At 65.0% G+C, this 21,329-nt stretch carries 16 protein-coding genes and 3 pseudogenes; 7 read left to right on the forward strand and 12 right to left on the reverse strand.

Annotated elements, in window-relative coordinates; genetic code table 11:
- Positions 1–56: 56 nt before the first annotated feature.
- Complete coding sequence (adh, locus tag CupriaWKF_RS24320; RefSeq protein WP_276101011.1) at positions 57–1,577, reverse strand: aldehyde dehydrogenase; 1,521 nt, start codon at positions 1,575–1,577, stop codon at positions 57–59.
- A 394-nt stretch (positions 1,578–1,971) separates the two neighbouring features.
- Here adh and CupriaWKF_RS24325 point away from each other — a divergent pair, with 394 nt between their 5' ends.
- Both CupriaWKF_RS24325 and CupriaWKF_RS24330 read left to right on the forward strand, forming a co-directional pair.
- Entirely contained in the window at positions 1,972–2,499 is a 528-nt protein-coding gene (locus CupriaWKF_RS24325) for a DUF3455 domain-containing protein (protein ID WP_276101012.1), read from the forward strand.
- A 55-nt stretch (positions 2,500–2,554) separates the two neighbouring features.
- Positions 2,555–3,508 carry a lyase gene (locus CupriaWKF_RS24330; protein ID WP_276103191.1) on the forward strand — a complete coding sequence of 318 codons (954 nt, stop codon included), beginning with the start codon at positions 2,555–2,557 and terminating at the stop codon, positions 3,506–3,508.
- 34 nt (positions 3,509–3,542) lie between these two features.
- Here the strand turns inward: CupriaWKF_RS24330 and CupriaWKF_RS24335 are convergent, their stop codons facing one another.
- The 6 genes from CupriaWKF_RS24335 to CupriaWKF_RS24360 are packed head-to-tail and all read right to left on the reverse strand — an operon-like array spanning position 3,543 to position 12,602.
- Positions 3,543–4,793, reverse strand: coding sequence for an MFS transporter (locus tag CupriaWKF_RS24335; protein WP_276101013.1), 1,251 nt, complete (start codon positions 4,791–4,793; stop codon positions 3,543–3,545).
- Complete coding sequence (locus CupriaWKF_RS24340; protein ID WP_276101014.1) at positions 4,793–6,697, reverse strand: IucA/IucC family protein; 1,905 nt, start codon at positions 6,695–6,697, stop codon at positions 4,793–4,795. The genes CupriaWKF_RS24335 and CupriaWKF_RS24340 overlap by 1 nt, the downstream gene beginning before the upstream one ends.
- A gap of 6 nt (positions 6,698–6,703) precedes the next feature.
- Complete coding sequence (locus tag CupriaWKF_RS24345; RefSeq protein WP_276101015.1) at positions 6,704–7,849, reverse strand: NAD/NADP-dependent octopine/nopaline dehydrogenase family protein; 1,146 nt, start codon at positions 7,847–7,849, stop codon at positions 6,704–6,706.
- Positions 7,846–8,886, reverse strand: a complete 1,041-nt coding sequence (locus CupriaWKF_RS24350; RefSeq protein ID WP_276101016.1) for a cysteine synthase family protein — start codon at positions 8,884–8,886, stop codon at positions 7,846–7,848. The genes CupriaWKF_RS24345 and CupriaWKF_RS24350 overlap by 4 nt, the downstream gene beginning before the upstream one ends.
- A gap of 14 nt (positions 8,887–8,900) precedes the next feature.
- Positions 8,901–10,307, reverse strand: a complete 1,407-nt coding sequence (locus CupriaWKF_RS24355; protein ID WP_276101017.1) for a Y4yA family PLP-dependent enzyme — start codon at positions 10,305–10,307, stop codon at positions 8,901–8,903.
- A gap of 51 nt (positions 10,308–10,358) precedes the next feature.
- Positions 10,359–12,602 carry a TonB-dependent siderophore receptor gene (locus CupriaWKF_RS24360; RefSeq protein WP_276101018.1) on the reverse strand — a complete coding sequence of 748 codons (2,244 nt, stop codon included), beginning with the start codon at positions 12,600–12,602 and terminating at the stop codon, positions 10,359–10,361.
- A 212-nt stretch (positions 12,603–12,814) separates the two neighbouring features.
- Here CupriaWKF_RS24360 and CupriaWKF_RS24365 point away from each other — a divergent pair, with 212 nt between their 5' ends.
- A complete protein-coding gene (locus CupriaWKF_RS24365) occupies positions 12,815–13,252 on the forward strand; it encodes a transcriptional regulator (RefSeq protein WP_276101019.1) in 438 nt (145 codons plus the stop codon).
- Positions 13,253–13,379: 127 nt separating this feature from the next.
- Here the strand turns inward: CupriaWKF_RS24365 and CupriaWKF_RS24370 are convergent, their stop codons facing one another.
- The gene (locus CupriaWKF_RS24370; RefSeq protein WP_276101020.1) at positions 13,380–13,889 is read right to left on the reverse strand and encodes a hypothetical protein; all 510 of its coding nucleotides are present in this window, start codon (positions 13,887–13,889) and stop codon (positions 13,380–13,382) included.
- A gap of 527 nt (positions 13,890–14,416) precedes the next feature.
- Positions 14,417–15,331 (reverse strand): 5-dehydro-4-deoxyglucarate dehydratase, encoded by a 915-nt coding sequence (kdgD, locus tag CupriaWKF_RS24375; protein WP_276101021.1) that lies wholly within the window; start codon positions 15,329–15,331, stop codon positions 14,417–14,419.
- 442 nt (positions 15,332–15,773) lie between these two features.
- Between kdgD and garD the strand changes: the two genes are divergently transcribed.
- Both garD and CupriaWKF_RS24385 read left to right on the forward strand, forming a co-directional pair.
- On the forward strand, positions 15,774–17,363 hold the full coding sequence (gene garD, locus CupriaWKF_RS24380; RefSeq protein ID WP_276101022.1) for a galactarate dehydratase: 1,590 nt from the start codon (positions 15,774–15,776) through the stop codon (positions 17,361–17,363).
- 167 nt (positions 17,364–17,530) lie between these two features.
- Positions 17,531–18,253, forward strand: a pseudogene (locus CupriaWKF_RS24385) (PAS domain S-box protein); the annotation flags it as partial.
- 179 nt (positions 18,254–18,432) lie between these two features.
- On the opposite strand, the gene CupriaWKF_RS24390 reads toward CupriaWKF_RS24385, so the two are convergent.
- The 3 genes and pseudogenes from CupriaWKF_RS24390 to CupriaWKF_RS24400 all read right to left on the reverse strand — a co-directional run bounded on the left by CupriaWKF_RS24390 (position 18,433) and on the right by CupriaWKF_RS24400 (position 19,620).
- Positions 18,433–18,789 carry an STAS/SEC14 domain-containing protein gene (locus tag CupriaWKF_RS24390; protein WP_276101023.1) on the reverse strand — a complete coding sequence of 119 codons (357 nt, stop codon included), beginning with the start codon at positions 18,787–18,789 and terminating at the stop codon, positions 18,433–18,435.
- 139 nt (positions 18,790–18,928) lie between these two features.
- Positions 18,929–19,188 (reverse strand): annotated as a pseudogene (locus CupriaWKF_RS24395) (transcriptional regulator).
- 121 nt (positions 19,189–19,309) lie between these two features.
- Positions 19,310–19,620: pseudogene (locus CupriaWKF_RS24400) on the reverse strand (Hsp20/alpha crystallin family protein).
- A 196-nt stretch (positions 19,621–19,816) separates the two neighbouring features.
- On the opposite strand from CupriaWKF_RS24400, the gene CupriaWKF_RS24405 reads away from it, so the two are divergent.
- Together CupriaWKF_RS24405 and CupriaWKF_RS24410 are read left to right on the forward strand one after the other, a co-directional pair.
- On the forward strand, positions 19,817–20,770 hold the full coding sequence (locus tag CupriaWKF_RS24405; protein ID WP_276101024.1) for a DnaJ C-terminal domain-containing protein: 954 nt from the start codon (positions 19,817–19,819) through the stop codon (positions 20,768–20,770).
- A gap of 3 nt (positions 20,771–20,773) precedes the next feature.
- Positions 20,774–21,067 (forward strand): chaperone modulator CbpM, encoded by a 294-nt coding sequence (locus CupriaWKF_RS24410; RefSeq protein WP_276101025.1) that lies wholly within the window; start codon positions 20,774–20,776, stop codon positions 21,065–21,067.
- The last annotated feature ends 262 nt before the right edge of the window (positions 21,068–21,329 follow it).

Below are 21,329 nucleotides of genomic sequence, written 5' to 3' on the forward strand. Positions count from 1 at the left end.
CGCTTCGCGGCACGGGGCTGTAAATTCACCAGCAAAGCGCGATGCCTTGAGCATCGTCAGAAGAAGCCGAGGGCGTTCGGGCTGTAGCTGACCAGCAGGTTCTTGGTCTGCTGGTAGTGGTCGAGCATCATGCGATGGTTCTCGCGGCCAATGCCGGACTGCTTGTATCCCCCGAATGCGGCATGCGCCGGATAGGCGTGGTAGCAGTTGGTCCACACGCGGCCGGCCTGGATGCCGCGGCCCATGCGGAACGCGCGTGCGCCATCGCGCGTCCATACGCCCGCGCCCAGACCATAGAGCGTGTCGTTGGCAATGGCCAGCGCTTCCTCTTCATCCTTGAAGGTGGTGACCGACACCACCGGGCCGAAGATTTCCTCCTGGAAGATGCGCATCTTGTTGTGGCCCTTGAACACGGTCGGCTTCACGTAGTAGCCGCCCGCCAGGTCGCCGTCGAACTGGTTGCGCTCGCCGCCGGCCAGGCATTGCGCGCCTTCCTTGCGGCCCAGGTCGATGTACGACAGGATCTTCTCGAGCTGCTCGGCCGATGCCTGCGCGCCAATCATGGTGCCCTTGTCGAGCGGATGGCCCTGGCGGATCGCTGCCACGCGCTTGAGCGCGCGTTCCATGAAGCGGTCGTAGATCGATTCCTGGATCAGCGCGCGCGACGGGCACGTGCAGACCTCGCCCTGGTTCAGCGCGAACATGGCAAAGCCTTCCAGCGCCTTGTCGAAGTAGGCGTCGTCAGCGGCCAGCACGTCTTCGAAGAAGATGTTGGGCGACTTGCCGCCCAGCTCCAGCGTGACCGGGATCAGGTTCTGCGAGGCGTACTGCATGATCAGCCGGCCCGTGGTGGTCTCGCCGGTGAAGGCGACCTTGCTGATGCGCGGGCTCGAGGCCAGCGGCTTGCCCGCTTCCAGGCCAAAGCCGTTGATGACGTTGATGACGCCCGGCGGCAGCAGGTCGCCGATCACCTCCATCAGCACGAGGATGGACGCGGGCGTCTGTTCGGCGGGCTTGAGCACCACGCAGTTGCCCGCGGCGAGGGCCGGCGCGAGCTTCCAGGTGGCCATCAGCAGCGGGAAGTTCCAGGGAATGATCTGCCCGACCACGCCAAGCGGCTCATGGAAGTGGTAGGCGATGGTCTCGGCGTCGATCTCGGAGATGCCGCCTTCCTGCGCGCGGATGCAGCCGGCAAAGTAGCGGAAGTGGTCGACGGCGAGCGGCAGGTCCGCGGCCATGGTCTCGCGCACCGGCTTGCCGTTGTCGATGGTTTCGGCCACGGCCAGCAACGCCAGGTTGGCTTCGATGCGGTCGGCAATCCGGTTCAGGATATTGGCGCGTTCGGTGGTCGAGGTGCGGCCCCAGGCCGCCTTCGCGGCATGCGCGGCGTCGAGCGCGCCATCGACGTCTTCCTGCTTCGAACGCGGCACGCGCGTGAACGGCTTGCCGGTGATCGGCGTGATGGCCTCGAAATATTCACCGCCCGCCGGCGGCACCCAGGCGCCGCCGATGTAGTTCTCGTATTGCTGCTTGTAGGGGTTGCTGACGCCCAGCTGGGCAATCTCGGCCATGTTCATGTCTCGCTCCGTCTTGTGAAGTCGTTGGTCGGCACGGCGGTGCGCCGCGCGCCTGGCAGACATCGCAAGAGGTGTGCCGGAGACCGGGACCGGCAGCGAGACTGGCGTGGAATCGGGGTTTCGGGTCTTTCAGGCGCCGATGCTGCGGCGCCGGCTGTGCCAGTGTGGTGGCGCAGTTGTTCCGCACTGGCGCAACTGTGGCAAAACGGAACAGTGGTGCCGTGGCCGCGTTGCGTCAGGCAGAGGCTGTGAGAGATTCGCCACTCCGGCGCGGGAACCTGCACGCGCGGGGGAGCCGGCACCCTGCTCGCTGCAACCGTCTGGCCGTCCTTGGCCTATGCTTGGATCGAAGCGGGGCCGGCGCTCCCGCGCAGGTTCGGACAAGGAGGCAATCATGTCGGTGAATGCACGGGCCGCACACCCATTGGCCATCTCCATGCTCGTTGTTGCGTGCCTGCTGGCTTCCTGTGCAACAGGCCGCGACGCGCCACCGCCCGAGCTGCAGCCCGCCGACGCGGGCCGCGTCATTGCAACACTGCGCGCGACCGGCGTGCAGGTCTATCAATGCAAGCGTGACCAGGGCGGCCGGCTGGTGTGGACGTTCAGGGCACCCGAGGCCAATTTGTACGATGCGTATGGCAAGCCCGCCGGCAAGCATTACGCCGGGCCGACCTGGGAAGCGACCGATGGCAGCAAGGTGACAGGCAAGGTCCTGCGGCAGGCGGCCAACGCGCGCGAGGCGGACAGCATTCCGCTGTTGCTGCTGCAAGCGACCAGCACCGGCGCCCCCGGCCTGCTTTCGACCGCACGCTATGTCCAGCGACTCAATACGCAAGGTGGCGTGGCATTGCCGCAGGCGTGCAGTCAGGAAGGCATCGAGAATCGCATGCCTTACCGGGCCGATTACGTCTTTATCGACTGACGAGGAGACCGTGATGCGCCTGCCTTTGCTCGGGGCGGTACTGGCTGCCGGCGTCATGGCGGCCGCTGCCTCCGTAGTCTGTGCCCAGGGCACGATGCCGCCGCGCATCCAAAGCTACCCGGTCCCGGCGGGGTCGCATCCCCACGATGTCGCGGCCGCGCCCGACGGCACGGTGTGGTACACGGCCCAGTCCGTCGGCGAACTCGGGCGGCTGGATCCGGCAACGGGCAAAACCACCAGGGTACCGCTCGGTCCGGGCGCTGCGCCGCATGGCGTGATCGTCGGGCCGGATGGCGCCGCGTGGGTCACGGACGGCGGCCAGAATGCCATCCTGCGGGTCGACCCCGCGACGCATGAGGCGAAGCGTTTCCCACTCCCGTCCGGGCAGGCCAATGCCAACCTGAATACCGCCGTGTTCGATACGCGGGGACACCTCTGGTTCACCGGACAGAACGGCGTCTATGGCGAACTCGATCCGGCCAGCGGGCGCATGCGCATGTTCGACGCGCCCCACGGGCGAGGACCATACGGCATTGCCGTGACGCCGGGTGGCGATATCTATTTTGCTTCGCTGGCCGGTGATTACATTGCCCGCATCGATGCGGCCTCCGGTGCCGCGCATGTCATTGCGCCTCCCGCGGCAAGGTCGGGGCCACGCCGCATCTGGTCGGACTCGAAGGGGGTGCTCTGGGTCAGCGAATGGACCGCCGGCAAGCTGGCGGCCTATGATCCCCGCACCGGCCGCTGGCGGGAATGGACCCTGCCGGGAGGGAGTCCTCATGCCTACGCGATATACGTGGATGAGCAGGACAAGGTATGGCTGAGCGACTGGGGCAAGAACGCCGTCCTGCGCTTCGACCCGCAGACCGGCAGGTTCGAGACCTTCGCCAGTCCGCGACCGGACGCCAATGTGCGTCAGATGCTCGGTCGTCTGGGCGAGGCCTGGGCGGCGGAATCCGGCACGGATCATCTGGTTGTGTATCGTTTCGGCGCGGGTGGGCCAAAATGAGCGAGTCCGTCAGCGAAATAACCGCGCATCACGCCTATGCCGGGTCGACCGGCCGGCCGGCAAGGAGCGGACCGCACCTGCGCTGCAGCACCAGCATCGGCAGGAGCGCCATCAGATAGGCGGCAGCGACCAGGACATAGGTGTACTGCAGTCCCGCCGCCTGGCTCAGCCAGCCCCCAAGCGAGATGCCGGCAATCGACGATATCTGCGACACGCTCTGGGTCATGCCCAGCAGATGGCCCTGTCGCGCATTGCCTGCCGTGCGGGAAATCAGGGCGGTCAGTACCGGCGTGGTGGCGCCCAGCAGCAGGCCCCACAGGAAATACACCGCGACAAATACCGCGATGCTGCGCGTGCACGCGGCCAACGTCATCAGGGCGGCGCACGCCGCCACCACGACTCCCATGCGGCGCAGCGTGTCGTCTGGCTGCCGTCTTTCGAAGTAGCGCGCCCACGGCGCGGCCGACACGATGAAGCCCAGCGCCAGCGAACCGTAGCATAGCCCCACCACCCAATTGCGAACGTCGAATACCGAGCTGACATATAGCGAGAAGGGCGTCTGCGGGATCATCCGGCTCATCTGCAGCAGGCCGATGGTACCGAGCAGCATCAGTACCTGCGGCGTGCACCAGTCCTTGCCACGCGCCGCGCGGGTAGCCTTCGCGTCGCTGGCGGGCGCCGCTGCCGGCGGCACGGCCGGCAGGCACAGGGCGACGGCCGCCGCGCAGGACGCGCAAAGCGCCGCGGCGACGATATTGATCCAGAAGAAGGTGGCGAGGTCCAGGATCAGCCCGCCCACCACCGCACCCATCAGCGAGCCGACGTTGGTGGAGACCTGCAGGAAGGCGAACAGCCGCCCGCGCCGCAGCGGGTTCTCGATACTGACGCCGTAGGCCTGTGCCGGCGCGATGTAGCCGGCGCAGGCGCCTTGCAGGAAGCGCAGCACGAGTACGGTCCATACATCCTGTGCCCAGGCCAGCGCCAGCTGCGTCAGGCACAGCCCGGCCAGCGCGCGCAGCATCATCGGCTTGTGGCCGTAGCGGTCGCCAATGCGGCCCCAGAAGGCACTGGTGAGGACGATGCCGAGCATCGGGCCGACATAGACGGCGATGCCGGCGAAGCCGAACACAGCGTCGGAGCTGCTCATCGCGCGCAGGTGGATGGGCCAGAACGGGCCGCTCATCTCCATCGCGCCCATGGAGATGCATTGCAGCACGAACAGCAGCCGCACCAGCCGCGCAGTCTGCCGTGCATCGCCCGGATTCGCCTGGCCGGGGCCGCGCATCAGGCCGCGCCCGCTTGCCGCAACGGGTTGGCCAGCCCGTGCTGCAACCGGTAGTTGCTGTACTTCAGCATATGCATGCGCAGCAGAGAGCGGGTCGGCCACGGGTCTTCAAGGAAGATGCGGCGCTCATCGGCCCAGAATGCCGGCTCGATACGCGCCCGCACGGCATCGAACGCAGCGATGGTCTCCTCGCGCAGGATCTCCCAAAGCCGCGGTGTGGTGAAGCCATAGCGGTGAGTCAGCCCCAGCGCGAGCTCGTGCAGGTGGCTGACGAAGCAGGCATCGATCACGAACGTGCGCACCGGCTCGATCTCGCCTTCGAACACCGTGGGCAGGATGCCCGGCCACGTATAGGGCTGCAGCGTCAGGCCGCGTGCTGCCAGCAGCGGCGCGTAGGTGCGACCATCGCCGAAGTCGCGCACCAGCAGGCGCTGTGCCATGCCGTCGGCGCCAAACAGGACTTGCGTGTTCTGCTGGTGCGCTTCCAGCGCAATGCCGTAGAGCAGGTAGATGGCAATGACCGGCCGCGTCACGGTGCGTGCGTACTGGCGGAACCAGCGTTGCGCCGTGTCCTGTGGCGTTGCATCGCCGGTACGGGCCTCCACCAGTTCGGTGAACAATGGCCCGCGCCCGTCCGGGCGTTGCGCGAACAGTGCCGCCACCGTGACGGGCAGGCAGTCGTCATCGCGGGCAAAGGCCGGCACGCTGGCGCGGAATACCACGGACAGGTGCTTGCCCGGCGCGTCGTCCTGTGTGACGGCGTGCCGATAGTGCCAGGCCACCTCCTCGGGAAAAATCTCCAGCATTCGGCCAAAGCCGCCTTCCGTCTCAAGGATGCGCTGGATCAGCGTGCTGATGCGCGGCCCCATGTGGATCGACTTCGCCTGCAGGCTGCGCTGTTCGCTGGTCATCCACAGCGCCACGGGCAGCTTGATGAAGGGGGCGGCATCCGGCGTGGCCGGCAGCACGGTGCGGAAGGACATGGTCGGCAGCGTCGGCAGGTCTGGCCCGTCCACGATCAGGATGCCATCGGCAATTTCCTTCGCGTAGGCAGATGTCACATGGGCTTCCAGGTGCCAGCCGTGAATCGGCATGGGCAGCCAGTCCGACTCCCGCAGGCCGCGTGCATTCAGCCTTGCCTTCCAGTCCCGCCACAACGAAGGGAACTGCCTCGCAAACCATGTCTGGCTGTCCTCGACGTGGGGCATGCGCTCCACATAGGCCATGTCGGCGCGCAGCGCGGCAATGCGAACCGGAACCCGGGCCTGGCACTCCGGCGAGAGCGCCAGCACTTCGTCGTCGCCGAGCCCGGGCTTGGCCTTCCAGGTCGGATAGTAGGGGTGGCCTTCCAGCGCGCCCCACTGGTCCAGCAGCATGGCGGCATCACGCGTGCTGAACTGCTGGCGCAAGTAGTCGGTCAGCCGCGCTGCATCCGCCGCGGCCATGTCGCGCCGCAGCGCCTCGGCCCAGCCTTGCCGGTGCGCGCGGACATTGGCGTCGTTGCGCAGGCTGTTGAGCATGTCAGCCTTCAGGCCATCGATACCGTCATCGCCAGGCTCGACATCAAAGCTTTCGCGCAGCACGTCGATCAGCGCCTCGTGTGTATCCAGTGGCGCACGCGTGCCGTCGGCGCGCAGCAGCGTGATATTGCCGCGGTTGATGAAGGTATCGGCGGGCGCTGCCTCGAGGTCATCGAAGAATACGATGGCCTGCTGCTTCCACAATGGGAACCATGCATGGCGTCCATGTGGGGCCAGCACTAGCCGGGTCTTGTCGAGGATGCCCTCGGCAAACAGGCAGCGGACCAGGCGGCGCAACGCATTGCGCCGCGAAAAGCCCAGGTCGGGCATGCCTGCCGGCGTGGAATCGTTCGGGAGAGGGCTTGCGGATTGTTGATTCAGCATGGTGGTTTACCGTGGCCAGTGTTCGGGAAAGTAGTCGAGCGCGGAGGCGCGCAGGCTCTCCATGTAGGTGACGTTCCAGTCGAAGATCTCGCGCAGGTGGGGGGTGTCAACGCCCAGCCGCCTGCCCATTTCCACCAGTGTCGCCAGTCCGTAGGCCACATCCTCCTGGAAGGCGCGGCAGGACTTGTCCATCAGGTACCCGCCACCGTCGGCCGGCACCAGCGGGGCTTCGATATCCGCGTAGGCCTGGTTGGTGCGCAGCACCGACAGCATGGTCGACGGGTCACGGATCTGCTCGCCGTAGGCTTCGACGATTTCCTGCCTGAGCGGCTTGACCGAAGACAGGTCGACGCCGAGCTGGCGCGTGACCGCATGGCATAGCCGCTGGCTTTCCTCGTCGGCGCGGGCCAGGAAGTACGCACCCAGTTCGGGGCAGTCGGTCCACCAGCAGAGAGGCGCGGGCAGGGGCCTGTCATGCCACTGTCCGTAAGGGCCGATCAGTCCGTAGATCACGGCGCTGTGCATGATCGGATTGCCGGGGGTCAGGGTGATCTCCAGGTAGCTGTCGAGCAGGCCCACGGGTGCTTCATAGAGCCGGCTCAGGTGGGCCAGCAGGGCTTGCCGTGCCGACTGCCGCTCGCGCGCATGGCAGCCGGCATAGAGCTGTTGCTTGGCGCCACCCATGCGCACGCTGACCCCGGGGTCCAGTGCGAATGCAGTATGTGGCACGTCCTTCATGCCCCAGATCACCGCGTTCGGCCGTTGCGCGAGTTCCATCTCGGCCAGCCAGTCGAATCCGCAGAAGCCCGGGATGGCACCCACGTAGACGGGCTTTTCCATTGGCAGGTGTGGTGCGATCTGTCGCAACAGCGCATGACGGACGTGGGCGGGCACGGTGATGACGACCACATCGGCATCATGCAAGGCGAGGACGGCATCGTCAGTCACCATGTCGGCACGGGCGCCGAGCGTCCCGCCGTCCGGCAGGAAGGCGGTCAGCACTGCGTCTTCCTGCCCGTGGCGCGCGGCGACGCGACGATTGCCCGTCAGGAGCTTCACGCGCACGCCCGGCAGTTGCGCGAACAGGATCGCATTCAGGTGTCCGGTGCGGCCGCCGCCGCAGACCGTCACGTTCAGCGGTGGCGCGCTCATGCGGCGTTCAGGCGCAGGACGTTCGGGGCTGCCTCGTGGTTGCAGGCCTTGCCGAGCCAGGCGTCAAGGCGCCGCCAGACTTGCGCGTCGAGCAGGTTGCGCGCGCGCAGCCAGTCTTCATCGAAGACCGTGTGCAAGTACTTTTCGCCGCCGTCGGCGACGGGCACCACCACGTTGCCGCGGACCTGGTCGTCATGAATGGCTTCCAGTGCCTTGTAGATGGCACCGCCGGTAGAGCCGCCCACCAGCAGGCCGGTCTGGCGAGCCAGGTAGCGCGCGGTCTCGAAGGCCTGCGAGTCGGTTACCTGCACGCCCATGTCGATGCAGCTGTAGTCGAGCACCAGGCCAACCGTGTCGCCCTGCGGCGTGCCCGTGCCGGACTGGTAGTAGGGGTGGCCCGGCATGCCGAACACGATGGAGCCGGACGGCTCGACAGCAATGGTTACCGCCGCGGGGTTGAACTGCTTCACGCCGCGCGCGATGCCGGTCATCGAGCCCCCGGTGCCGACGCAGCCGACAAAGGCATTGACAACCCCGGCCTGGGCGAAGGTTTCGCGAACGAACTCCAGGTAGCCGCCCGCATTGGCTGCATTGTCCGACTGGTTCATGAACACTGCGCCCGGGACCTGCGCGGCGATCTCCGCAGCCAGGCGCTGACGTTCCACCACAGCCACCTCGTTCTCTTCGAAATCGCCCCGCACGTAGCGGATCTCCGCGCCCAGCGCACGCATTACCGCGATCTTGTCCTGGGCGGCATGGTGATCCACCACGGCAATGAAGCGCAGGCCGAACTCGATGGCGGCCAGCGCCAGGCCGATGCCCGTGTTGCCGGACGAAGACTCGACGATCACGCCGTTCGGCCGGAGCCGGCCGGACTTCAGCGCCGCCAGCACCATGTTGCGGGCCATGCGGTCCTTCATGCTGCCGCCGGGATTGTTTTTTTCCACCTTCAGCAACAGCACCGAATCTTTTTCAGGGACGGGGATGCCCAGCATGGGCGTGTTGCCGATCAGGTCAGACACTTTCCTCAGGATCATCGAGACACTCCGGTTCATTGGTCGAGGGAGAAGCACACGTGGCCCGCTTCATTGCACTGCGCAACCACGCGCCGTGGCATGGGATGGCGGTGGAACTCGTTTTCCAGCAGATCCATCTGGTAGCCGGCGGTGTTGGCGTACACCAGCAGGTCGCCGGGGCGGGGCAAGGCGGCGAAAGTCAGCAGGCGGTTGGTCAGCACGTCTTCGTCCAGGCAGCTGTGGCCGGCGATATAGGCCTGCGTGGGCGGGGTGCCTTGCGCCGGCAGCGCGCCGGCGCTGACTACGGCAGGATCGGACAGGAACTCGGAGGCAAACCAGGTCTCGCAGGCACTGAAGCTGCTGCCTTCCACGAACACGACATGATGGCCATTGCCGAGTGCCTTGCTGCGCGTGACGCGGAATACGGTGATGCCTGCCTGGTCCGCAAGGCTGCGGCCGGGCTCGAGCGCCAGCGTGATGGCGCGCTTGCGCAGCCACGCCGCAATCGTCTGGTCTGCCACGCACGGTGCGTTGAGAAAAAGATCCAGCCAGGTGGCGGCATCGAGATCCCCGCCATACGGATAGAACGAAGGCGGCACGGTGCCATTGCGGTAGTGTTCCGGCCGCTGCGACCGCAGGAATTCGGCGCAGACCTCGGGATCCACATAGCGCACCGGCAGGCCGCCACCGATGTCGATCATCTTGAGGGGCAACCCCATGGAGGCTGCGGCATCCACGAAGGGGAGCAATTCGCGGAACGCCTGCGCCCTGGCTTCCCAGGCGTAGCCGCCCAGATGGAAGTGAAAGCCTTCGATAGCCAGCCGGTCGGTCGCAGCGGCAACGCTGCGCAGGCACTGTGCCACGGTATCCGCATCCATGCCAAAGCGGCTGGCGCGGGCCGAGGACGGACGGTAGCGCAGCAGCACGCGCGCGCGCCGGCCAGGCGGCTGCTGCCGCAGACAGGCCTGCAGGTCATCCAGCTCCTCGATGGAGTCCACCGAGACCAGCGCGCCGCGCGCAAGCAACTGGTCGTGGAATGCCGCCGTCTTTGCGGGTCCGGTGGCACACAGGCGCAGCGGGTCTGCGCTGGCGCGAAGGGCATCGCGCAGTTCATAGTGGCTGGACACATCGATGCCCGCGCCTGCCATCACCGCTGCCTTTACCAGTGCCTGCGACTTGTTGACCTTGGCGCCGTAGAAGATATCGCTTCGCACGCCATGCGCCGCCAGCACGGCACGCAGCGCCCCGACGTTGTTGTGCAGAGCGTGTGGCCAGATCACGTTCAGCGGAGAACCATATCGCTCCACGGCCGCCACCAGCGACTGCGGCGAGGTGCGGAGCATCCGCGCGATCACCGGGTCCCAGAATGGCGGCAATTGCGTGGGCGGGTGGGTCCGGTATGTTTCCGGCACGGTGGGTACGGATTCATGGTCGATCCACATGGTCTGGTTCCGGCGGGGGCGTTGGTGATCAGCGATTCAGTGGGGGCCGTCTCAGAACTCGACCGTGGCGGACAGCAGCACCGTGCGCGGGGCGGCCTGCGAGAAGCCGCCCCAGGAGGTGACGCCCGACCAGTAGTCCCGGTCGAACACATTGAGGATGTTGGCGCGCAAGGTGGTGGCCTTGCCGGCGATGCGCGTGCGGTAGCGGGCCCCCACGTCGAACTTGGTCCACGACGGCAGGCTGGCCGTGTTGAGCTGGTTCACGTATTGCCGGTCCGTGTAGATCATGGCGCCGGTCACGGTCAGGCCCGCCACCCACGGCAGGTCCCATTCCGCGCCCAGGTTGGCCTGCACCCTTGGCACGCCGATGGCGGTCTTGCCAACCGCCGCCGGCGTGCCGGACTCGGTAATCTCGCCGTCGATCAGCGCCACGCCGCCAAGCAGCCGCACGCCGGGCGCGGCCTCGCCAAAGAGGTTCAGCTCCAGGCCGCGATTGCGTTGTTCGCCGTTGATCGAGAACACGTTGCCGGTCAGCTGGCCGCTCGGCTTGGTGATCTGGAACGCGGCGAGCGTGGCGGTAAAGCGCCCGAGATCCACCTTGGTGCCGACCTCATACTGCCGGGTCTTGTACGGCGCGAACACCTGGCCCGAATTGCTGGCGGTTGGCGGCGCCACATCGCCCTTGCTCAGGCCCTGGATGTAGTTGGCGTAGAAGGACACTCGCTTCCACGGCTGCACCACCAGGCCAGCCATCGGCGTGGTGGCGCTTTCGTCGTAGGACGAGGTCACCGCGCCTGCCGGACTGAAGTTGCGCGAGCGGATGCGTTGCTGGCGCACGCCCAGCGTCAGCAGCACGCGGTCGTCCAGGGCGGATAGGGTGTCGGCCAGCGAGAAGCCGGTCTGGTCGTTGTCAGAGACCCTGGGCACGCTGGCCGGCGCGGGCAGGTCCTGGGCCGGCCGCCCCACCGGGTTGTAGAGGTTCGATGCCACTGGCGTGCCGGTGGTGTTGGCGCGGTCCAGGCTGTCGGCGTAGGCGCTAGCCTGGAAAGTCACGGCATGGCGCACGGGGCCGGTGTGGAAGCGGCCGCGCAGGCCGGCATCGTACGTGGCGCGATCGACCTTGAACTTGTAGTAGGTGGGCGTGCTCAGCGTATCGCCCTGCGCGTTGAGGATCTGCGGCGTGGTGCCGAACAGCCGCGAAAGCTGCGTCCAGCCGCCGCCGGCATCGGCGAAGACGGTGAGCTGGTCGGTGATGTCGTATTCCGTGCGGAACAGCAGCGATTCGTCGGTGCCGCGCGTCCACTCCCACGGCTGCGTGACATTGCGCCTGCCGTCCGGTGCCCCGGGGATGGACTGCAGCCCGGGCCCCATGATGAAGGCGCGGCCCGGCGCATCGAGCTTTTCCTGCTGGCCGATCACGTCCAGCGAAGCGCGCAGCCGCTTGCCCTGATAGTCCAGGGACAATGCGCCGATGGCGGCCTGGCGAGACTGGTTGTCCATGGGCGTGTCGCCCTGGTAGTAGCTGCCGTTGAAGCGCACGCCCCATTCGCGCGACTCGCCGAAGCGGCGGCTCACGTCTACGTGTCCACCCAACTGCGTGTCCGATGCGTAGCTGGCCGTCACGGAAGCCAGGTCCTCGTGCGCGCGCTTGGGCACGATGTTGATCACGCCGCCGACGCCGCTGTTGGGGGACATGCCATACAGCATGGCGGCCGGACCCTTGATGACTTCCACGCGTTCCACATAGTCGGTGAAGACGCGGTAGTTCGGCGCCACGCCGTACAGGCCGTCGAAGGCGATTTCGCCGGTGTTGCCTTCGCCGACAGGGAAGCCGCGGATGTAGAAGTTGTCGATATTGCCGCCGGGCAAGCCGGTGAAACGCACCGATGGGTCCTTGTTGACCGCGTCGGCCACGGTCGGCGACTGCTGGTCCTGGATCATCTGCGCGGTGTAGCTGCTGACGTTGAATGGCGCCTTCATGATGCTGGTGTTGCCTAGCACGCCGAGGCGCGCACCACGCGCGACCTGGCCGCCCGCATACGGCGCCGGCAGGTCTTCCGGCGAAGCGTCGGCCGTTACCCGGACCTCCGGCAGCGTCTGCGCAGGAGCGTTGCCGGCATCCTGAGCCAGCACGGGATCGATGTTGGCCAACGCCAGCAGGCCGGCTACCGCCAGCGATGGTGCCAGCGCACGTGCCGACGGCAGAGCCGGACAGGGGGTGGCTGGCGACGGCAGGCGTGGTCTTCTGATGATGTTGCTGCGGATTGCTGCGGCAGTCTGACCGGAGACCGGCATGGTTCAAGCTTCCTCAGGTGTCCCTGCCGCGCGATCTGCAAGGATCGGTTCGCATGGGACGGGTTGGTCGGCAGAGCCGAAGTGGAGTAAAGAGACTATTGCAAATGAGAAGCGTTATCAAGTAGATTGTGAGGACATTTTGATCTGCTTGAAACTTGCTGGCGACTGGAGATGCCGCTGGCATGGCCAGATACCAACCATTCGCAGACACCATGAACGAGATCTCGCAGATGCCCGTGTCGATGCCGGAAGCCGGCAGCTATGTCGTCACCCTGCAGCCGGTATCCTTTTTCCGGCAGTCAGAGCAGGTCGACCTGGAGGGGGTATGGATGCTCACCGAGCTGATCGCCAGCGACGGTTGCTGGCTGGCGCCCATCCCGGTGGAGGCATCGCACGGCATCGTGATGGACGGAAATCACCGCTTGCGTGCCGCCATGCGCCTTGGGCTCAAGCGCTTGCCATGCATCCAGCTGTGCTATGGCGATCCGCGCGTTTGCGTGCGCGACTGGAACTCGGGGAAGCCATTCGATGCCGGTTGCATCCTGCGAACCGTGGCTTGCGGCGGGCTTCTTCCGCACAAGAGCACGCGGCATTTCTTCGAGCCATCGCTGCCGGGAACGTCGATTCCCTTGGGACGACTGAGGGATTAGGAGGACAGGGTGGGTGCCAGCCCGTGGCGGCTTTGCCTGGCGGGGCTGGCATGGGTGTGGCACGGCACCAGGCGTTCCAGGCGCCCGGTAGGCTCAGGCAACCGCCAGGTGACGAGCTTGCGCAAGCTCACCGGCGCCGCCGGTCGCCGCCATACGAGTCCACAATGATCATCGTGCGATCCAGCACGCCCTGGTCGTCGAAGTAGACGCTGAAGTGGGCCGGCTGGTAGCCGCTTGCGTAGAGCCGGTACGACCATGCCTCGCGCTTCATTAGCGGGTAGTACTGGACGGGCTCGCGCGGCAGGCCGAAGCGCTCGGCCACGTCGCGCTTGGTCCATACCCCTGGCCTGGCCTCGTAGATCGTTTGCTCGGTCAACATCTGGCGGAAGTTCACGAGTTTTCCGTTGACATCGAAATCGGCGGCGTAGACCTCGTATCCCAGGGGCTGATGCGAATAGATCCAGCGCGTGGTGCCATCGGCGAGCTTGTAGACCTCGGTGGGCTCGCCGAAGGTCGCACGCACGGAGCTTTCGGGGCTACCTGCCATTTTCTGCGCGGTCTGGACCGGTTGCAGCGTCGCACATGCGCCCAGCGCCACTGCGGCGCCTGCTGCCCAACTGGCTAAGCGATATGACATGGCTGTTCTCCACTGCTGAAATGCGCCGGTTCATTCGGCCGGTATTCAATCGAGGCATCGTCCGCCTACTACATTCCGGACCCGGCCCCTGCTCCGCCAGTCCCGCCCGCGCCACCGCCGGTCCCGCCCGTGCCGGGCGTCGGCTGGAATCCGGGAGCGCTTGCGCCGCCCGCCATGCCGGATCCGGACGCGGTGCCGGAGTCTTCCCCGTCTCCGCCGCAAGCGGCGAGCATGAATGCGGCAAGCAGCGCCGCAAGAATTCGACTCGACATGATGTTCTCCCGGCGTCGCATCGATGAAATGGTTCTGGCATTTCCAGGGCGTTACGGCGAATTCTGGTACGTCTGACTAAACGCCTGGCGGCCAGCATTTATTCCGTTCGGGGCTGCCGCAAATGACGAAAGGCCATGCCTGTGCGCATGGCCGCGGGTGTCACTGCCGACAAGGGTTCGATGATGCCCGTCTCAAAAGGAAAAACCCCGCACAAGGCGGGGTATCCGGTTCGTGTCCCGTGCTCCGGGGCGACGTTACTGCGGGCCGAGCTTGCGGATCAGCGCGTCGAGCTGCTCCATCTCATCCCGGGTCAGGTCCGTCAGCGGCGCACGCACCGGGCCCGCGTCATGGCCGACCAGGCGGGCGCCAGCCTTGACGATGCTCACGGCATAGCCCTGGCGGCGGTTGCGGATATCCAGGTAGGGCAGGAAGAACTCGTCGAGCAGGCGGTCGATGGTGGCGTGGTCATCGGCGGCAACGGCGCGGTAGAACTCCATCGCGGTGCGCGGGATGAAGTTGAACACGGCGGACGAGTACACGGGCACGCCCAGCGCCTTGTAGGCCGCGGCATAGACTTCTGCGGTCGGCAGGCCGCCCAGGTAGGCCAGGCGGTCGCCCAGCTTGCGGCGCACGCGCACCATCGCTTCGATCTCGCCAACGCCGTCCTTGAAGCCGATCAGGTTGGGGCAGCGGTCCACCACGCGTTCCAGCAGGTTGGCGCCGATGCGCGAATTGGCGCGGTTGTAGACGATCACGCCGATATTGACGGCCTTGCAGACCTCTTCGATGTGGTTGGCAATGCCTTCCTCGCAGGCCTCAGTCAGGTAGTGCGGCATCAGCAGCACGCCCTTGGCGCCCAGGCGCTGGGCTTCCTGCGCATACGCGATGGCCACGCGGGTCGGGCCGCCGGCACCCGCCAGGATGGGCACCTTGCCTGCGCAGGTTTCGACCGCGGTGCGGATCACGTTGGAGTAGTCGTCCGGCGTCAGCGAGAAGAACTCGCCCGTGCCGCCGGCGGCGAACAGTGCCGATGCGCCATAGGGCGCCAGCCATTCCAGGCGCTTGACGTAGGTCTCAGGGCGGAAGTTGCCCTGCTGGTCGAAGTCGGTGATGGGGAAGGACAGCAGGCCTTCCGAAATGATCTGCTTCAGTTCTTGCGGTGTCGTCATGTCTCTCATCCTGGCGCCGGGACCGGCAATGGGTGATGGATCGGGCAGGGCGGCTTCCGCGTTCCTGCTAGGCGTTATCAATGTACGTCATCGTACAACTAGGCGCAAGTAGACAAGTGGCAATGAAGCGAATTCCGGGAAAACCACGGGATCTTCCTCGGGAAGGAGACGGCATGAAAGTAAGGCCTGTAAGGAAAGAGAAGGGCTGCTGCGCATCAGCCGGAGGATTTAGGGTAAACGCGCACTACGGCATGCCAGTCGTATCCTTATAATCTAAGTCATACGACGACATATGTCAGTCGGCAGAATTGCGGATCCTTCAACGGCGCCCTGGTGTTCGTCGGGGTCCACGCGCTGGTCACGGTGCTGAGCTACCTGGTGATCGTCAAGGACATCCGCCGCGTGGAACTCAGGCACCCGCAATAACCGCAGGAAGCACAGCATGTCAGAACACGATTCGCGCGCCCCGGCCGCCCAGCCAGTCCAGGCTCCGCTCTATATCCGCATCCATCCGGAAGACAACGTGGCCATCGTCGCCAACGATGGCGGCCTGCCGGCCGGCACGGCGTTCCCGTGCGGGCTGGTCCTGCGCGAAGCCGTGCCCCAGGGGCACAAGGTCGCGCTGTCGGACCTGAAGCAGGGCGATGCGGTGGTGCGCTACAACGTGGTGATCGGCTATGCGCTGAAAGACCTGCCGCGTGGCAGCTGGGTCAACGAGCGGGTGATCGAGATGCCCGTGGCGCCGGGCCTGACCGACCTGCCGGTCGGCACGCGCGTGCCGGCGCCGCTGCCGCCGCTCGAAGGCTATACCTTCGAGGGCTTCCGCAATCCGGATGGTTCGGTCGGCACGCGCAATATCCTGGCCATCACCACCACCGTGCAGTGCGTGTCGGGCGTGGTCGAGCATGCCGTGCGGCGCATCCGCGAAGAACTGCTGCCGTGCTATCCCAATGTCGACGACGTGGTCGGGCTGGAGCACACCTACGGCTGCGGCGTGGCCATCGACGCGCCCGATGCCGTCATCCCGATACGCACGCTGCGCAATATCGCGCTCAATCCCAATTTCGGCGGCACCGCGATGATGGTCAGCCTGGGCTGCGAGAAGCTGCAGCCGGACCGCCTGATGCCGGCGGGCACCATCCCGATCCAGACCGGCGCGGGCGAGGTGCAGGTCGGCGTGGTCTGCCTGCAGGATGAGCAGCACGTGGGTTTCGCGTCGATGATCGCGTCGATCATGACGATGGCCGAGACTCACCTGGAGCGCCTGAACGCACGCCGGCGCGAAACCTGCCCGGTGTCGGACCTCGTGGTCGGCGTGCAGTGCGGCGGCAGCGACGCGTTCTCCGGCGTAACGGCCAATCCGGCCGTGGGATTTGCCACCGACCTGCTGGTGCGTGCCGGCGCCAGCGTGATGTTCTCCGAAGTGACCGAAGTGCGTGACGGCATCGACCAGCTCACCGCGCGTGCCGCCACGCCCGAAGTGGCCGAGGCGATGATCCGCGAGATGGCCTGGTACGACCGCTACCTCGAACGCGGCCGCGTGGACCGCAGCGCCAACACGACCCCCGGCAACAAGAAGGGCGGTTTGTCGAACATCGTGGAAAAGGCGATGGGCTCGATCATCAAGTCGGGCAGCGCGCCGATCACTGGTGTGCTGTCGCCAGGCGAGAAACTCAGGCAGAAGGGGCTGATCTATGCGGCCACGCCGGCGAGCGACTTCATCTGCGGCACGCTGCAGCTGGCCGCCGGCATGAACCTGCACGTGTTCACGACCGGACGCGGCACGCCCTACGGCCTGGCCGAAGTGCCCGTGATCAAGGTCGCGACGCGCAGTGACCTGGCGCGCCGCTGGCATGACCTGATGGACGTGAATGCGGGCCGCATTGCCACGGGCGAAGCCACGATCGAGGACGTGGCCTGGGAGTTGTTCCACCTGATGATCGATGTGGCCAGTGGCCGCAGGAAGACCTGGGCGGAGCACCACAAGCTGCACAACGCGCTGGCGTTGTTCAATCCGGCGCCGGTGACCTGAGGCGGGGGCTTCTCACGTCTTTCACGATTGTCAGCCCAAGTAATTCGCTGGACAATTCGGCCGTTTCTCTTGATTGAGCCGAATCCAGCGAATCACTTTATTTTGTGTGGCATCGCTAACTTCTCGCGGAAACGAGCTTGCTTTAGCTGTGAGCGTGCTGGCGGCGTATTCTTAGGAACACTTGTGCGCACCGGCTGAGGCTGCTGCTAATCGATGCGGTCCAGGATTATGCGATTTTCATGCTCGACACGTCGGGAAACGTGACGAGTTGGAATCCCGGTGCGCAGCGCGCAAAGGGCTACTCCCCGGAGGAAATCGTCGGCCGGCATTTTTACGTCTTCTATACCGGCGAGGATCTCGCCGCAGGCAAGCCGGAGCAATTGCTGGCCGTTGCTGCGCTGCAGGGTCGCGTGGAGGACGAAGGCTGGCGTGTGCGCAAGGACAAGAGCCGGTTCTGGGCAAACGTTGTTATCACCGCGGTCCACGACGACGAGGGGGCCTTGCTCGGATTCGCGAAGATTACACGTGACCTCACCCAGCGGCATCGGCTGGAGGAACTCGAGCGCGCGGCGGCAGCGTCGGCGCTGGTACAGCAAGCGCGGGAGAATGAGCAGAAGCGCGTTGCGCGCGAACTCCACGGCGATCTGGGCCAGCAGATTGTGGCGCTGAAAATGTCGCTCGCGCTTCACGAAATGGAACTGATTCAGTATGTTCCGGAGTCCATTCGAGGACGCCTGGGGTCCATTGGCGACCTAACCGGGCAAATCGACGCAATGGCCACATCGGTTCGACGCATTGCAGCCGATCTTCGCCCCCCGATGCTGGATGACCTGGGACTGGCCGACGCATTCCAATGGATGACAGATGGCTTTGAGCAACGTTACGGTGTACCCGTCCGATGCGACGACATGACCGCACCGGGCTCGGGAAGCGGGGCGGGCCCGCCAAGGTGGCTCAAGGTTAGAAGGTCTTGGAAAGGGACGCCGTGTTGTTGCCGACGTTGTGGTTGTAGCTGTTCGTGTAGAACGAGTCCTAGCGTCTTGCGCGGACGCTCGTTAAGCCGCCTCGCTCAGGCGTTGATCCAGGCGCGCGCCTGCTCCAACTCGTTGACGTGGAATGCCTTGACTTCGGCCTTCGTAAAGAACCGCGCCAGATGCATCGAAGCGCGGATCCAGCCCGCGTCGGCCACGACGGCGGCGCGCGTGATCCTCCGGGCCACGGAAACGCCGAGCGTCATGTCGGTCCATAGCGCCTTTGGCTCAATGCCGGTGAAATGCTCGATGCGTTCGAGCACGCGGGTTTTGCCGTTCAGTTCGAGATCACCACGCATGCGCTCGATGGCCTCGCGCAGATCGTGGTCGGTGATTTTGCCTTCGACGGAAATTTCGATGACCGGGGAATCAGGGGCAGTGTGATACAAAATCATGGTAGGACCTCTTGGCTAGGGGCTGGAGAATCTGTTCCTCCAGCTACACGCGCGTCGTCTGGATATGCCTGCTTCCAGGTGAGTAATCAATTGGGCAGGCAGTCCTATTCCACCTGCCGCCCCAAGAGCATTCAGGATCTCATTCGGATTTATCGAAGATGCCGGCTTCGAGATCTTCCCTGAAATGCTGAAGCCAATCGGTTTGATAGCCGATGGGTATTCCCTTGTGACTCGTGTCGTTCGTCTGGTTACCGTGACGTAGCCCTGTAAGCCGAAGTTCTCGTCGCCCTTTGGGTCAGTTGTATCCGTTTCCAGGAGCTCAAAATCACCTGCTGCCAGACCATTACGCTGCAATACCGCAAGAAAGTTCTGTTGTTCATCCGGTTCGATCAGTCGCATCCTCGGCCCCTCCCTGTTCAACGGGGCGAAAACTGGAACTCTTTTCAATGATTCCATCTTCATGTCAGCCCTCCTACGTGTGTGCAGCCATGGGTGATGCCCACCGCCCGCTCGGCTTACATCACGTCACCTTGACCTCAATGCGGCTCGGTTGCGCGGAATCGGCTTTCGGGATGCGCAGTTTGAGCACGCCGTGGTTGAACTCGGCGACGACATTTTCGGGATCTAGTTCCTTGGATAGTGTGAACACGCCGCCGGTAACGGGGCAGGGAGACCTCCGCGTAACTGGCTCCCATGCCTTCCGGCAGATCCAGAGCGACTTCGCCCTTGATGGTCAGGATATCGCCTTGCACCTGCACGACCAGCTTGTCCTTGGGCACACCACAGGGTGATGCCTGCGGCGTCCTCGTACACATTCACTGGCGGCGTCAGTGCCGCTTCAGTGTTGCCAGTGTCGGCTTGCTTGGTGACAGCAGCATTTGTTTTCGTGCGGGCGCCATATTCTGACGTCTCCGGTTGCAATGGTAAGGCTTCGCTTGGGGATTTCAAGTTCTTGATTTGACTGATATTCGCCATCATTCTTCCGGGGGAGAAGGGCAGCCCTCGAGACCGGAAAAGGGGAGCACGCATGGAGTTCCACGACTACTATAAGACGCTGGGGGTGACACGCGATGCCACGGCGGAGGACATCAAGAAGGCGTTCCGCAAGCTCGCGCGCAAGTTCCATCCGGACGTTTCCAAGGAGTCGGATGCCGAGCTGCGCATGAGGGAGCTCAACGAGGCCTACTCTGTGCTCTCCGACCCGGAAAAGCGCGCTGCGTACGATCAGTTGGGTCGCGGCTATCAGCCCGGCCAGGAGTTCCGTCCGCCGCCGGACTGGGACACCGGTTTCGAGTTCTCCAGTCGGGGCTTCTCGCCCCAGGAAGAGGCCGATTTCAGCGACTTCTTCGCCGAGCTGTTTGGCCATGTGGGGGACAGACACCGCGGCTTCCATACACACGGTGGCAGCATCCAGTCACGCGGTGTGGATCACCATGCGAAGGTGCGGCTGGACCTGGAGGACGCCTTTACCGGCGCCACCCGTCAACTTTCGCTGCGGGTGCCAAGCATGGACGCGCAGGGCAGGGTGCAGTTGAGGAGCCGGACCCTCAGCGTGAAGATTCCCAAAGGCGTGAGCGAGGGGCAGCTCATCCGTCTGGTCGGGCAGGGGGCGCCGGGGATCGGCGGAGCACCGGCGGGGGATCTTTTTCTCGAGGTGCATTTCAATCCGCACGATCAACTGAAGGTGAAGGGGCGCAATCTACACCTCACCCTGCCGGTGGCGCCATGGGAGGCGGCGCTGGGGGCGGTGGTGCCCATCGATTTACCTGGTGGCGAACTGAAGGTGCGCATTCCCCCTGGCGCCCAGAGCGGCAGCGAGCTACGCGTGCGCGGCAAGGGCATTCCCGCCAACCCACCTGGCGATCTGCTGCTGGACATCCAGGTGGTGTTGCCGCCGGCGAACACCCCCAAATCGCGGGAGCTTTATGAAACCATGGCGCGGGAATTGCCCTTTGATCCGCGCCCGGACAGGAGAGCCTGACCCATGTCTGATAATGACGTTCTCATCGCCTACCGGATGGACGATGCTTGGCTAACTCTGGAGCAGGTGGCGGCAGCCTGCATGGTAGAACCAGAGTGGCTCAAGCGGCATGTAGATGAGGGCTTGTTCCCCCATGCCGTAAGTGTCGCTGGCGTCTGGCGGTTTTCCAGCGCCAGCCTGCTACGGGCGAGGCGCATGCGTCAGTTGGAGCGTGACTTTGAAGCCGTCCCGGAACTTGCCGCTTTGGTGGCCGACCTGCTGGAAGAAATGGATGATCTGCAAGCGCGGATGCGTTGATGATGCTCGGGTCAACAGCAAAGCCCTCGCCTTGAAAGATGCAGGATCGCTTCGACTTCGGCTCGCCACACCTAGTAGCCTGAGGCGTTGATCATGCGCTTAACAGGTGCTGAAGTACCCTTCGCACAAACGGCACACTTTCCGTCTCTGCGGGTGAAGTGCTGTTTGATTTCACAATCCAGAAGCCGCGTGCCATTTCATTAGTTTTTCGGGCGTTGGGCGCCCGCTTCCAGCCCTTTTTCCCATTACTGCAACTGCGGAC

The organism is Cupriavidus sp. WKF15 (assembly GCF_029278605.1).
In the GTDB taxonomy this organism is placed as follows: Bacteria; Pseudomonadota; Gammaproteobacteria; order Burkholderiales; family Burkholderiaceae; genus Cupriavidus.